This is a genomic window from Candidatus Saccharibacteria bacterium (assembly GCA_016700375.1).
Taxonomy (GTDB): Bacteria; Patescibacteriota; Saccharimonadia; order Saccharimonadales; family UBA4665; genus JAGXIT01.
Window position 1 is genome coordinate 298,732 of the sequence record CP065016.1, and the last position, 13,741, is coordinate 312,472.

10 protein-coding genes are annotated in these 13,741 nt (G+C 48.2%); 9 read left to right on the forward strand and 1 reads right to left on the reverse strand.

Features of this window, described 5'->3' with window-relative positions; all coding sequences use genetic code 11:
* Nucleotides 1-79 precede the first annotated feature (79 nt).
* Nucleotides 80-892 carry a hypothetical protein gene (locus IPP75_01615; protein QQS69818.1) on the reverse strand — a complete coding sequence of 271 codons (813 nt, stop codon included), beginning with the start codon at nucleotides 890-892 and terminating at the stop codon, nucleotides 80-82.
* A 66-nt stretch (nucleotides 893-958) separates the two neighbouring features.
* On the opposite strand from IPP75_01615, the gene smpB reads away from it, so the two are divergent.
* The 9 genes from smpB (at nucleotide 959) to IPP75_01660 (ending at nucleotide 13,633) form a co-directional block, all read left to right on the forward strand.
* Nucleotides 959-1,444 (forward strand): SsrA-binding protein SmpB, encoded by a 486-nt coding sequence (gene smpB, locus IPP75_01620; GenBank protein QQS69819.1) that lies wholly within the window; start codon nucleotides 959-961, stop codon nucleotides 1,442-1,444.
* 102 nt (nucleotides 1,445-1,546) lie between these two features.
* Nucleotides 1,547-3,988, forward strand: coding sequence for a hypothetical protein (locus IPP75_01625; GenBank protein ID QQS69820.1), 2,442 nt, complete (start codon nucleotides 1,547-1,549; stop codon nucleotides 3,986-3,988).
* Between the two features lie 390 nt (nucleotides 3,989-4,378).
* Nucleotides 4,379-4,627: a GIY-YIG nuclease family protein gene (locus IPP75_01630; protein QQS69821.1), complete on the forward strand. Its 249-nt coding sequence runs from the start codon at nucleotides 4,379-4,381 to the stop codon at nucleotides 4,625-4,627.
* 761 nt (nucleotides 4,628-5,388) lie between these two features.
* The gene (locus tag IPP75_01635; GenBank protein QQS69822.1) at nucleotides 5,389-6,288 is read left to right on the forward strand and encodes a hypothetical protein; all 900 of its coding nucleotides are present in this window, start codon (nucleotides 5,389-5,391) and stop codon (nucleotides 6,286-6,288) included.
* A 243-nt stretch (nucleotides 6,289-6,531) separates the two neighbouring features.
* Complete coding sequence (dcm, locus tag IPP75_01640; GenBank protein ID QQS69823.1) at nucleotides 6,532-7,572, forward strand: DNA (cytosine-5-)-methyltransferase; 1,041 nt, start codon at nucleotides 6,532-6,534, stop codon at nucleotides 7,570-7,572.
* 261 nt (nucleotides 7,573-7,833) lie between these two features.
* Nucleotides 7,834-9,723 (forward strand): hypothetical protein, encoded by a 1,890-nt coding sequence (locus IPP75_01645; protein QQS69824.1) that lies wholly within the window; start codon nucleotides 7,834-7,836, stop codon nucleotides 9,721-9,723.
* Nucleotides 9,698-10,528 (forward strand): hypothetical protein, encoded by an 831-nt coding sequence (locus IPP75_01650; protein QQS69825.1) that lies wholly within the window; start codon nucleotides 9,698-9,700, stop codon nucleotides 10,526-10,528. Before IPP75_01645 ends, IPP75_01650 begins: the two co-directional genes overlap by 26 nt.
* A complete protein-coding gene (locus tag IPP75_01655) occupies nucleotides 10,528-11,289 on the forward strand; it encodes a hypothetical protein (GenBank protein QQS69826.1) in 762 nt (253 codons plus the stop codon). The genes IPP75_01650 and IPP75_01655 overlap by 1 nt, the downstream gene beginning before the upstream one ends.
* 922 nt (nucleotides 11,290-12,211) lie before the next feature.
* Nucleotides 12,212-13,633: a hypothetical protein gene (locus IPP75_01660; GenBank protein QQS69827.1), complete on the forward strand. Its 1,422-nt coding sequence runs from the start codon at nucleotides 12,212-12,214 to the stop codon at nucleotides 13,631-13,633.
* Nucleotides 13,634-13,741 lie beyond the last annotated feature (108 nt).

Genomic DNA, 13,741 nt, shown 5'->3' on the forward strand with positions numbered 1-13,741 from the left:
CGTGCCGGGTACACGAGAATGACGGCTCCTCCAAGACATTGACGTCAAATTTGTAGCTACGTCACTAACACGCCAGTTCTCAGGAATACGGATAGACCCTACACAAGTGCTCCAGGGCAGCAAGTGTGCGTTTTCTTTCTTGTGCCGCACGACTAATTGCCTCATCCACCAGGTCTTTTGCGACATCAGTATCAACACGCATACTTTCTTCAGCAATTCTGCGGCTACGATTCCCGAGCATTGCGTCAAGCTCAGTATTAATAGCTGCATATTTGGTATTGAGAAAATCGGATAAATTCCGAATAAAGTCTGGTGGCTCATTCCCTTCAAGCACGGTATGGACCGATAGTCTGGGCATAATCACATGACCGATAGACCAACCATCAACATGCGACGACTCAACTCTTTGGCTCCGGCATGGTCTACCGCCTGCTACATATCTATTCAATACTTCCAAAAATTGACTTGCTTGGTTTGTTGCGTCTTCGGGTATGTGCACATCAAAATCGTGAACTTTATAGCTCAATGCGTTATTCCTTTTATCTACCGTACCGTACGTCGCAGCAATTTCTAGGGGTGTTAGGTCGTAGACCCTCAACCCCATACCTAGAGGAGAGTGTGTGGGCGGCAGTTCTTCTCCTGCCATATAACTGTCATCATATTCCTCTAAAACAGGACATATATCAAATTTTTGTACCGCCAGCTCCCCGCTGCTACGTGTTGCGAGTACACCTGCAAAGTGGATGGCAACCAGCCCTAGAGGCTGTCTTCGAACCCAAAGGGGGGATCTTGGGGCAAAATCATCCATTGCCACCGCATACACGTTTCGACAGGCCACAAGCAGCTCATTGCGTGGAGGTGAAGGGAAAGTGCCACCATGCGAAATAACCATATTAATTATATAATAAACTTTTTGTATATTTTTGTCAATATTTTACCTCTGTTGTACAATGTAGCCATGGCAAAGAAACAGGGGCGTCGCGGCCACCAGAAGCAGCAGGGACCACGCAAGGTCATTCAGAACCGACGAGCACGGCACGATTACGAGCTCGGCGATTCTTTGGTGGTGGGCTTACAACTCACCGGTGCCGAAACAAAGTCGCTGCGCATGGGGCACGGCCAGCTTCGTGGCGCGTACGTGACCGTCAAAGAAAACGAACTGTACCTGCTAAATGGCACGGTCAACGGGACCAGTGGCGTTCCGGTACCCGAACAAGACCAGTCACGTACACGCAAGCTCCTCGCTAGGCGCCGCGAAATAGACGCACTACTGGAAGCCAAGACACAAGGCCGCACTATTGTCCCGCTCGAAATCCTTACCGCTGGCCGCTACATCAAGCTCCGCATTGCCATCGGCAAAGGCAAGAAAACTTGGGACAAACGCCAAACCTTACGCAAGCGAGACGATGCCCGCGACTCCGAGCGTGCTATGAAAAATCATTAGCACTGTTATAAGCACAACTTTTTTCTGTGAGAAATCTTACAAAAAACATGAGCACTTTCTGAGATACTACTCTTGAAGACTATGTAAATGAGGGGTTATCTCATGTGGAAACAAAGACTCATAAACCTAACGCTTGCTGTGGGTATCGCAGTAAGCGCACTTGCCGCAATACCAAGCTCTGTGTGGGCTGCGGCTGATACGTGTACCTGGTCTGGCGCTGTCAACGCAGACTGGAGCAACGGTGGTAACTGGTCAGGCTGTGATAACGGCAATGTTCCTGACGCCGGCGATACTCTAGAGTTCCCAGCTGGAACCGCCAACAAGGCTATGAACAATGACATCGCCGGACTCTCTGTCGCAACGCTCAACTTTAGCGATAGCGGGTATTCGGTAACTGGTAATGACCTCACCATCACAAACGTCACAGCTATTTTGGCAACCCAATCAGTCTCTATTGATGTCAATGTCAGCTACACAGCCTTCAATGTCGTACTCATCGCGAGTACAGGCCGAACAATAACGCTCAGCGGTACCAGTAACTTCTCGGCGGCTGGCGAGGTAAATGTCGGGCAGTCTGGCTATGACGGTACGGTCGATTTTACCGACAACATCACCGGTACAACGACTCAATTTGTTGCCGTTAATGACGCAACGGCAATCGTACGCGGCGCCACAAACACCTTTACGGCGGGTACCGTTGGAGCCGAATCAAATGCCTCATTTGAATGCCGCTCAGCCACCTGCTTTGGCAGTAACGCCAACGACATCTACATGGGCGGCGGAGTGGTTTCTATATATGTAAATGCCGCCTTTGCAAATGATTGGCAAACCAGCGTGACGACGCCAGACACCTCATGGCTTGCCGCATACGACAACATCACAATTACCGGAAACGGGGTTGTCAACGATAGTATTGGCATAAGTCAAGAAACTGCCAGCAGAAATCTGCAGTTTACCGGAACCATTACCAACAATAGCGGTATCTCTCTGTTTACAGTAGACGCTTCTGCGCAAATACGGGTCGATGGCACGGTCAGCGGCAATGGCGGCTTTTCTATCGGCGGTGGTAGCTTCCGCCTAGCCGGGGCAAACACCTACGCGGGCACAAACACTGTCAACAGCGGCGCGCTTGTCATGGTAACTAACGAGCAAGGCTTGGGCAGCACCGCCGGCGACACGAATATCCTTTCAGGCGGAACGGTGCGCTTTGACTTTGCCGGTGCGTCAAGCGTCGCCGAGAATCTGTGGGTTGATGGCAGCGGTGTCGGTGGCAACGGTGTGCTTGTCCAGGCGGGCGAGTCAACCACGCTTTCGGGGGACATTGTATTGTCGGGCAACTCAGTCTTTAGCGTCGATAGCAGTGCGCTGTTTTCAGCCTTCACCCTATCGGGAGTTATATCTGGCACTGGCAATATTACCCTTACCACCAGCCCAACGACGGTCGTCGCCAATAGCTCCATCCAGTTTACTGGTGCCTCGGCCAACACCTACGCTGGCAAGCTAACTGTTCAAGGCGTGCGGTTTTACCCCAGCAAAGCAGCAGATGTCGTTGCGGTTACCGGCGACATGGACGTGCTTGCGACAAGCACTAAGCCATCAACCGTTGAAACGTCTTTCGATGAATCGATTGCCGACACAAGCCATGTGCATCTTGTCAAAAACGGTAGCAACAAAGCCGCTCTGTATATCGGCACAACAGCAACTGAAACCATCGGCTATGTCACGGGTGATGGTGAATTGTCGGTCGGCGGCAATGGCGCAGCCATTGTTCTTGCTAGCAACGCCAACTACACATTTGGCGGGACTGTCTCGAAATTTAGCAACGTCCCCGCTGGCGATTCCTTTGTCGTCAAAAAAGGGACCGGTACAGCAATCCTGACTGGGGGTCTCGATACCAGCTATGTCCCTGGTGTTGCTCCAGTATTTGGCAGTCAAGAAGGCTCCCTCATCTTAAACGGTGCATTTTCAGAAGCAGGTACCTACGTTCTCAGTGGTTCAACCCTTAAGGGCACTGGGTCTGTTGGGGATGTCGAGGTAGATAGTGGCGGAACTGTAGCCATAGGCAACAGCCCTGGCTGTATGACGTTTGGCTCACTCTTGCTCAATACTGGCTCAACCTGGCAGCAAGAAATGACTGGTACAACGGCATGCAGCGGCTACGACCGCGCTACCGTAAACGGAGCAGTTGACCTGGGTGGCGCAACGCTGCAAGTTAGTCAGCTTGCTGGCTTTAGCCCTGTGCAAAACCTTGTCTTTACCATCATAGACGGTACGTCGCTTACGGGCACATTTGCTGGTTTGGCCAACGGGGCAGTGTTTACAGCCAGTGGCGTCAACTACCGCATAAACTACTATGCCAGCGGCGAAGTAACCCTTACGGTAGTTTCAACCGCTGCAACCGCAACAACACCTACCTCAACACTCGCGAACACTGGTTCGTCTACAGGGGTTATCACGGCACTAAGCTTGAGCATAATCGCCCTTGCTGCCGGTACATTCGTGTTCCGTCGTCAGGCTCTCGCGTTTATCCGTGGTAAAAAGTAGTATTTGTGATAAATATCGCTGCATTGTGGATAAACTGTGAGTTTTGGCCTTTACACACGTAGTCGAACCCGGTATGATACTAGTTGTATCTCCCTTACGGGAGTAAGCACCTTATATCTACATCGCTCCGATATTGTTCCCTGGTTATGGTGCTACAAGCACCGGCGGGAAGGGTATCGGAGCACTTTGTTTTATAAGGGGTTTTATGTACAATACATGGTAACCGTTTGAGGGCGAATGAAAACTGATTTGCAAGAAGTCACTTATCACCCGTCCTTAAGTATTAAGCGCAAAAATTTAGCTTACATAGTAAAGGACTGGACGTACATTACACAATATATTCCGGGGTAGTCCGTCAGCTGACGGACGGGTGGCTGTATAATAAACTTCATGCTTGAAGTTTATGTGCTTTACAATGCAGTTGCTAATAAGATATATATTGGTCAAACTAATAATCTGAAAGTGAGACTCGCTTCACATAATAATAAAAGGGGCAACCACTTTACAGCGAAGTTTGAGGGTGATTGGGAGCTGATTTATTCTGAATCAGTCGCCACTCGCTCTGAAGCACTTCAGCGCGAAAGACAATTAAAATCGTCAAGGGGACGAGCGTTCGTTAAAAAATATATTCCGGGGTAGCTCAGCGGTAGAGCGGGTGGCTGTAAGTCGCCTTGAAGAGTTACTTCATAAATAAATGCAGCCTACTTGGGCAATCAAGTAGTGAACATCGGGTGAATTGACGGGAAGCCTACATCGAAAGACAAGGTAATCCGCAGCCAAGCCTTGCTTAGGTTAAAAGAGCAGGGAAGGTTCAGAGACTAGAGAGTGAGCCTAACAATAATCTCTCGTAAGCGCCCGACAACCGTTATGCGACGGTTGATAAGATAGTCCGCCCTTGCACGAAAGTACAAGATAAGCATAACCACTAGGTCGCTGGTTCGAATCCAGTCCCCGGAGCCAAGAAAAGACGAGTCGTTTGGGCTCGTTTTTTCTTGGCTCAGAGATTGGTTTGAAACTGCGACCAGCGAGCAAAGCGAGTGAGGTCGCTGGTTCGGTGAAGCGAAGCCACGCGCAGTCCATCTACTGACGGACGAGCATGGTTGAGGGGAGGAGTACAAAGTCCGCCATCCAGTCCTCGGCCCCAAAAACCAATCCCAGACGAACCCACCAGAGGGAACCATACCATCCCGGGTGAAATCACATTGTAGGCCCGATTATACAGTCAATTGTAAAATCGGCCTTATTACATCTCTTTAGGGTTAGACCTTGCTTCACCCTGCTTCACATTAAATCTGGCTAACTGAAAGATTTTAGGGTACTCTTTCACCGTTTTTCTGTCATGCTGATTGCATGAAAAAAGATGTTCTCATTGTCATAGCATACGGATTAATCATGTAGGGATGCAGTCTGGGCGTCCACGGTACCTTTGTCGGGATTGCCGCAAGAAGTTTCAAGATAAACGCAGACAGATACGTTCATCGGTTGCCTTCATGCATTGGGATAGCTATGTCTGGGGAAAGCAAACAGTCGAGCAGCTGGCCAAAGAGCTTCGTGTCAGTGTTCCGGCCATGCGAGCGAAGCTTGACGCCTACAACATCCCACAGACGCTCCCGTACCAGGAATTACTACCCACCTCAACTACACTCGCTATCGACGCCTACTTCCGTTCACGCGGTGACGGTACCCTTATCTTCCGCTCACCTGAGCTACGACGTAATCTTCTCTGGTACGATATTCGGTACGAAACTGTCGAGGAGTATCTACGAGGTATCCGTTTGATGCAAGAAGCGGGTTGGGTATTCACTGGCTTTGTGGTTGATGGTCGTAAAGGCGTTGTCAAAGCTCTTTCTAGCCTTGCTCCGGTGCAGTACTGCCAGTTCCATCAGAAGAAGACTATTCGGAACTATCTGACAAAGCATCCCAAAACAGATGCCGCTAGAAAGCTCAAAGACATCGTCGATCTTTTGACGCTGACCGACGAAGCCTCGTTCCGGGCATGGCTTGGAGTGTGGCATCATACATGGGACACATTCCTGAAAGAGAAAACGATTCACCCCGATGGGAGTACCAGCTACACTCACAGAAGACTTAGAGCAGCTTACCGCAGCCTCAAGACAAATCTACCGAATTTGTTTACCTGCCACACGGTCGATAACCCACCAAACACGACGAATACGTTAGATGGTAGTATTAGTCATCTCAGAACAATGCACCGAGTCCATAGAGGCATAAAATTACGACGACGCCGTAAAGTAACAGATACGCTCCTTCGAGGAAAGTACCCTAAAAAGTTTCAATGAGCCTTAAATCCTCAAAAATACGAAACCACCCGTCGATACTGACGAAATAATCACAACTATCTTACCCGTGATCAATAGCAATAACTGAGAAAAAAATTGTGAGTGGATACTTTGTGATATTCTCATACAAAAAGTGAACAACGTACTTAAAAGCACCAGCTAATGCAATGCTTTAATCGTTCGTGCAATAGCAACATAAGTATAATGTTTGGTGAGTGGCGGCACGGCCGCTATAATTAGACTGTGAGCAATACTACATACACTACTATTGATCTGTTTGCGGGGATAGGCGGTATCCGCAAAGGGTTCGAAGCAACTGGCAGATTTAGGACAATTTATGCCAATGATTTTGATAAGCACTGCAAGTTGACCTATGACGCCAATTTCAAAAACACACCCCTTACTGTCAAAGACATTCACGAAGTCGGACTAGTTAAGGACGGCGTTGAGTCGTTTGATTTTCTATTAGGCGGGTTTCCATGCCAGGCATTTTCTGTTGCAGGCCACAAGCAGGGGCTTGACGATCACAAGGGACGAGGTATTCTCTTCGAAGAAATCGAACGCTTACTTAAAGAGGCAGCCGACACGCAGACCATACCTCCTCAGGGTTTCATGTTAGAAAATGTTAAGAATCTCCTTAATCATGACAATAAACGAACCTACCCTATTATTAAGCAAAGGCTCGAAGCGCTTGGTTATCACCTGGATGAAAGAGTTTACAACAGTCTAGATTTTGGTGTGCCACAAAACCGTGAAAGGGTGTACATTGTGGGCTTTCGTTCGCCTGAAGTCATGGCAGCATTCAAATGGCCTGAGATACCTGGTCGCGGTAATCTGCAAGTACAAGATTTGCTGGATTCAGAAGTTGACCCCGTTCATTACTATGAGGGTAAGCCGCTTTATGATCGCATCAAGGATTATGTTACTTCTGACTCAACCGTTTATCAGTACCGCAGGAATTATGTACGCGAGAATGCCAAAGGAGTATCACCAACACTAATGGCGAATATGGGCATGGGTGGCCATAACGTGCCAATCATAAAAGATGCGTATGGCATACGTCGGCTCACTCCTTCTGAATGCGGTCGTTTGCAGGGATACAATAATTTAGTAATACCTGCCGGGCTTTCATATCATCAAATCTATCGACAGATCGGCAACTCAGTTACCGTACCAGTGATTAACGCTGTAGCTGAGGCAATGCTACAGGCACTCGATTCTGTAAAGAATAAAAAAATGTCTATACCCGAGATCACTAAGAGAGAGCTAGTATCCATTAAATAATTATTTTCTTGACTACATTTCCGCTATATAGTAGCCTGGAATTATGCAGGAAGATAAGCATGGCAAATTTAAGCGACTCGCAAAGCAGCGCGGAGAACGTATACTAAAAGACTTACAATTATTGGGCAACTTATCCAACACGAATAATTACACCTACACTGAAGCGGACGTCAAAAAAATATTTGCCACCCTTGAACAAGAGCTTAGGTTTTCTCGTTCACGTTTTCAAAAAACCATAAGCCGAAATAGGGGGATCGATATATGAGCAGTGATCTTGGCTGGCGTTTCCCAGCACTGGACGATTCAGAGCGTGAAGGTATCAATGACTCCATTACTAAGGCATTTGCAGGTGATCACGAGCACTTTATAGCTCGTGAGTGTATACAGAATTCGATTGACCACCGCCTGGATAAGACAGCCCCAGTCCGGGTAGAGTTTAGACTTAAAAGTTATCCTCGGTCAGTTTTCCCGGCTATAGACGAACTTGCCGATATAGTTGACTGTTGCATCAACGCGTCCAGCAGTTCTCGTGCAAAAGAGGAGCTGGCGGTTATTAAAAAGTCCGTATCCAGTCAGCAGATACGAACACTTACTGTACGAGATTACAACACGGAGGGTCTAACTGGCGGAGATTATGATGAGGCCGGAAGCTGGCATAGGCTTGTGCGTGCCGTGGGTTCTAACGATCCATCGGGTGTAGGCGGTGGCTCTTACGGTCTTGGCAAGGGTGCTCCATTCGCAGCGTCAGGTATTCGTACTGTTTTTTATGCCACGTATAACGAAAAGAGTGAGAATGTTTTTCAGGGCAAAACACGACTAGTCAGCCATATGGGCTCAGATGGCAAGATGAAGCGAGGCGTAGGATTCTACGGTGCAAGATCAAATGACGCATGCCGATCTATTCGTACAAAAGCAGAAATGCCTGCTGAATTCGTGAGGGGCGAACGCGGTACGGACATCATAATACCTGCCTATCGAGCAGTGTCAGACAACTGGCAGCTAGGTCTGGTGCATTCTGTTCTCAAGAATTTTTGGCCAGCAATACACGAACGCATGCTGGAAGTTGAAATTTACGACGGTAACGACTTAAAGCAAAACATTAACGCCGAGAACCTAGCCGCTCTTCTTGAACAATATCCAGGCGAAGAAACGGGCAACGCCTACTATTACTTCTTGGCAAAGACCAGTCCTGATAAGGACGGCTATTTCAGCGAGCCAATCGATGGACTCGGCGAAGTCGAACTGTATATTAAGCGGGGTGATGATTATCCGAAAAAAGTTCAGCAAATGCGTGCGCCACTGATGGTGGTTTCTTCCGAACCTTACCGCCGTGCGTTACTTGATCCTTTTGCGGCAGTACTTATTTGCAGAGACGAAGAAGGCAACAATTTTCTCAAAGGGCTTGAGCCACCACAACATGATACATGGGATCCAACACTTGGCGACGATACCGACGTTATTAGAAATAATAAACGTATATATAAATCGCTGCAGGATTGGGTACGAAGCAAACTAAAAAGTCTCTCGCGTGCTTCCGACGGAGAAGTCATGGAAATACCAGGATTGGCAGAATACTTAGCCAGCATGGAGCGTGATGACCTTGCACTATTTGGCCGAGTGGACAAATCTGATGATGATCCAGATTCTGAGACTGATGTAGAGCGCATTATTCCCGTCAATTCTGCTGTATCGGCTCGTCGACCTCTACAGTACAGCCTCAATGCAGTTAAAGCTGATACTGGTCCTGATGAGGGCGGTAGTGGTGGTAGTGGTGGCGGTAGTGGCCGAGGGGGTGGAGGCCAGCCAAACCCGGGCGGAAGATCGCGTAGATTACAGAACCGTTCAACCATCCGCGTTAGGAATATCGGCATGACCCCCTCCGGCGAGTTTACAGATGTTGAGCTATGTCTTTACTCGAAGCAACCCTTCGAGGGCACGATCAGATTAGTCGCTGCGGGGGAAGATATGAATACGGGTATACGCGTACTACACGCTAATGCGGATAGTAGCGGCGCGGCTTATCCTATCAAAAGCGGTCGCATACAAAACGTAAAGATTGATCCGTCTCGTCCTACAAGAATAACTGCTCGCATGGACGGTAAGAATATTAGATACGCAATAGGAGTTGAGAGCCATAAAAACAATTCTTAGAACCTATTCGCATCCAGTTCTTGGCAACGGAGATGATTTCAGTAACCCATTCGATGTTGCATATGGCATTGAGGTATCCGAAGACAAGAGCGACTGGGTTATTGGGCTAAAGGTAGCAATGGATAATGAACAACTACAGAAGCTCGTTAGCACAGGATTAGCTGCATACCACCTTGAAGTTGAGTGCGGAAACACCTTCTACCGGTACTCGTTTGATACAAACCAGCAGACGGCACAGTTCACTATTCCTACAACCCGGTTACGTGGCAAAGTTAAGCTCGATACGTTCATTGTTGCGCTTCAGCCTATTCAGGAATACAAGCCGACTGACGCACATGAGGACTATGGGAGCCGTGCGTACAAAATTTCAACAGGAGATATTCTCGGAGTCGGAGGATCCCAGACATTTATTGCCGATACAGAGTTTGACCCTCTTCGTGCCTCAGCTAGTTCATTTATTAAAATCGAGCGAGGACCAAAAGCTAAAGGAAACATTATTGCCGAACATGGCTCCAGTGAAATAATCATACGACTGCCCCAGGAAGACTATGATCGCTTTCAAGAAGTGGCAGGCCAAAAGCTGGTTGAAGATATTCTGCACGCGGCGATTGTATTTCCCGTTCTTGTTGAAGCCGTACAGTTCGCCCAGAACAAGAGAGGCAACGATTATAATGATCGTTTGCTCGCAATTCTTGAGCAGAGGGGGTTAATGAAAGAAGAAGCATTTGTGGCCGCACAGGAAATTTTACAGGCCCCGGTTTCCAGAGCTTTATCTAAGCTGCAACAGATAAGGGAGGCTGAGTAATGAAGCTATTCAAATCATCATACTGTGCGGAACTTGCCGAAGCGGTGCGTCTTGGTAGCGGTCTTGAAGCATATGACAGCAGACAGTTTGAACCAGAGTCGGAGAAGTGCATTGATGGACCTGCCATAAAAACGAATGGCGATGCACCCGTACTTGGGGGCAATAGTAATGACGCCTCAGCCGCTATTGCTGTATATGGCTATTTAGGTGAACTAAACGAACTGCAAGCTTCTGACAAACGGCTGTGGACCACACTTACTCACACCACATTTCGAGGGTACGTTATTGACAGATGGCCAGCCAAATCTGACGACGTAGAGGCAAAGAAAAACGCTGTAATGAGGCGCTGGTTTGCCGAGGGTGGCAGTGATCGTACGCTAGAAAATAACGCTATCGCCCGGCTTTGGTGGGGTGCTCGCCTTACATTTTCTCCATGGAAAGTAAATCCTGATGAGTTCGGCCACCTTGAACATGAAGATGACTTCTACTTTACTAAAAAGCTCTTTTCTTTACAGGAACTCATTAAAGTAACGATGGAGAGCAGTCTCGGACGATCAAGCAAGGTATTGATTGCCCTGCTAGCTTACCTGGACAAACATCCCGAACTAGTTAATAACGAAGACGTAGGCGACCTAATGAAAGAGCTTAACCTCATATCAGGTGCTAATAAAATTCTAGTTCTGAATGCAAAGGAGCTCGAGTCGTTAATCGAGGAAGCTGCCGACTCTTTATTTGAAGCGCGTACTTCTACTTACGCGTAGGATCGGGTCAAATAACCACCAAATCGGCTTTAATTGCAGTTATAACATTCTCTATTGTTGTGAGCCATATAAAAAGAGTCGGGCTGAAAGTCTGGCTCTTTTTATTTATCCCGAGACTGGTTTGAAACAGTGACAGAAATTTTGCCAGATGCGAAAGATCTTAGTTGCTGGCTCGGTGAAGCGAGGGCACACACAGTCCGTCGGTTGACGCACGAGCATGGGAAGGCGGAAGAGCACAGCGGCCCAGTCCCTGGGAGCCAAAAACCAATCCCAGATGAACCCACCAGAGTAAAACGTACCATCCCGGGTGAAATCACATTTATATTATCTGTACGAAGTCGAGTCCTGTAAGCCGTTGTAGCTGCATACCGCTAGCGTTGTTAAGGTAATTTTTGTTACAGTGTAGTTATGAAATCACGAAAGAATAAAAGTTTCTTAAAGAGACATTCACACAACCAGCTAGAAAAGACCGCGTTGGCTTTAGGCTTAATAGAGTCGGGACTATTCTTATTAGGTACTATATGGGCATTTTTGAATAGTGACAGTTTGGGCGGGGTCCTTGCCGTATTCATATGGTACGCTTGCATTCCATTTGTAGTTACGAGCTGCCTTCTCAGTTTGGCTACTATTCGCACTCTGGGCGAAGCAACGAGCGCGTACCGCATATTTTTCCTTATAAATTGGGGTGTTGTCATCAGTCTATTGGTTAACATAAGCGACTAATCTCTCGATGTTTTCGGCTAGCTAATCTCTCCAGCGTAAGGGTTTCGCCCTTACATCTCTGATTTTGTGTCAAGGACAATTGGGCATACGACTTATGCCCATAGAAGTGCCTGCGACGCTATTCCTGATTCAGCAGCATACTGATTGCACCAGGGGCGGGGAGGTGGTATATTGCAAGCGTAGTCGAAGCATAAACACAATGCATATATCACCCCTCAAAAGCCGGTTTGTAGCAGTTATTTTCAGCGCTGCGCTACTGATGTCGCTCGTTCCGGCGCGGCAGACCCTTGCCGCCACCGCAAACATCTACCTTTCGCCGGCAGCACAAACCGTAACAAAGGGTACGATATTTACGGTGGCCGTGGGTATATCTACGGCTTCAGAAATTACCGAGGCAGATGTATACCTGACTTACCCCTCAAACCAGATATTGTTTCAGGATGTTTCCTACAGCGGTTCGGCGTTTAGCAACAAAATGGCATGGTCGGGTGGCGGCGGGAACATTCACATAAAACGAAGTGCAGACGCTGCTGTCAGCGGCGAACTCCCGCTGGCTGTGCTTACCTTTACCGTCACGGCAGAGTACGGTACCGGCACAATGAGCGTACAAAGTAACTCCGCACTTAAGAATACCGATGCGCCAGTCGCAGCAACCTATGGTAGTGCAGCACTAGATTTTGGCGCAAAAGCACCCCCAGTGGCAGCGCCGCAAAAACCCCCTACCACATACACCATACTTGCTTCTCCCCGCGATTTCGACGGCGCTGCGCCCATTTTGTCGAACATACAAAGTATCCAAACAGGTGCAAATGCCGTTTCGGTCAGCTGGACCACAAACGAACCCAGTACGTCTACGGTGGAATACGGCCTAGACACTTCCTATGGCCTGAGCAGCAGTGAAAATACTCGCTCAACCTCGCACAGTGTGGCCCTGAAGACACCATTTTTACTGCCAAACTCGCTGTTTCACTACCGTGTCACCAGTGTGGATAGCAGCAACAACACAGTGCGAAGCACAGACCTTGTTTTTACGACCAAAGGTGTGCAGTACATTCTCACGGTGCGCGGTTCGAACGGCAAGCCGCTGCCAAATGCCAGCGTAACCCTAAATGGCCAAACAGCGCAAACCGACGGAAGTGGCAAGGCAGTGCTCACCAGCAATACCGGCAACCAAGCACTGACTGTTAGTTATAACAACCTAAACCTTTCAAAAACCGTCAAAGTCGCTCCCGACAAGCTGGTGCAAACGGACTCCGTTCAGTTAGCTGCTAGTCGGGTACTGGTAGACAGCCGTTACATTGTGTATCCGTTTTTGGTTGGAGCGGGGCTGCTAGTCGGGCTCGCCTCACGCAGCTACTTACTCAAATACCCGCTTCTTGTGTTGCGTCGCAAGAAAAATAAGTTTCTCAGCATGACCATATCAAGCATGCAACGAGAATACGGCGACAAAAACCCAGCGCACAACCCTTACCAGGTACGGAGCATCTTTAGCTTCTGGGGCGTGTGGAATTCGTTTGTCGATGTGTTTGGCCGCCCCAGCAAAAAACTGTCTAAGAAAATTCGCGAAGAAGTCAAAGCCTCCAGCACCCCCGAAAAACCTTCACCCCAAAATAAAAAATAGCCCTTAGGTGCCCCAAACGGTACCTTTGGCTCCTTGTCGCCAAAATATATCCCAGACGAAAACTCCAGATGAGTTTTCCTCACCCCAAGTGAAATACTCGGCAATAAA

Coding starts and splice junctions, on each gene's coding strand:
- IPP75_01615 (QQS69818.1), bottom strand. CDS start 892: ATGGTTATTTCGCATGGTGGCACTTTCCCTTCACCTCCACGCAATGAG.
- smpB (QQS69819.1), top strand. CDS start 959: ATGGCAAAGAAACAGGGGCGTCGCGGCCACCAGAAGCAGCAGGGACCA.
- IPP75_01625 (QQS69820.1), top strand. CDS start 1,547: ATGTGGAAACAAAGACTCATAAACCTAACGCTTGCTGTGGGTATCGCA.
- IPP75_01630 (QQS69821.1), top strand. CDS start 4,379: ATGCTTGAAGTTTATGTGCTTTACAATGCAGTTGCTAATAAGATATAT.
- IPP75_01635 (QQS69822.1), top strand. CDS start 5,389: ATGCAGTCTGGGCGTCCACGGTACCTTTGTCGGGATTGCCGCAAGAAG.
- IPP75_01645 (QQS69824.1), top strand. CDS start 7,834: ATGAGCAGTGATCTTGGCTGGCGTTTCCCAGCACTGGACGATTCAGAG.
- IPP75_01655 (QQS69826.1), top strand. CDS start 10,528: ATGAAGCTATTCAAATCATCATACTGTGCGGAACTTGCCGAAGCGGTG.
- IPP75_01660 (QQS69827.1), top strand. CDS start 12,212: ATGCATATATCACCCCTCAAAAGCCGGTTTGTAGCAGTTATTTTCAGC.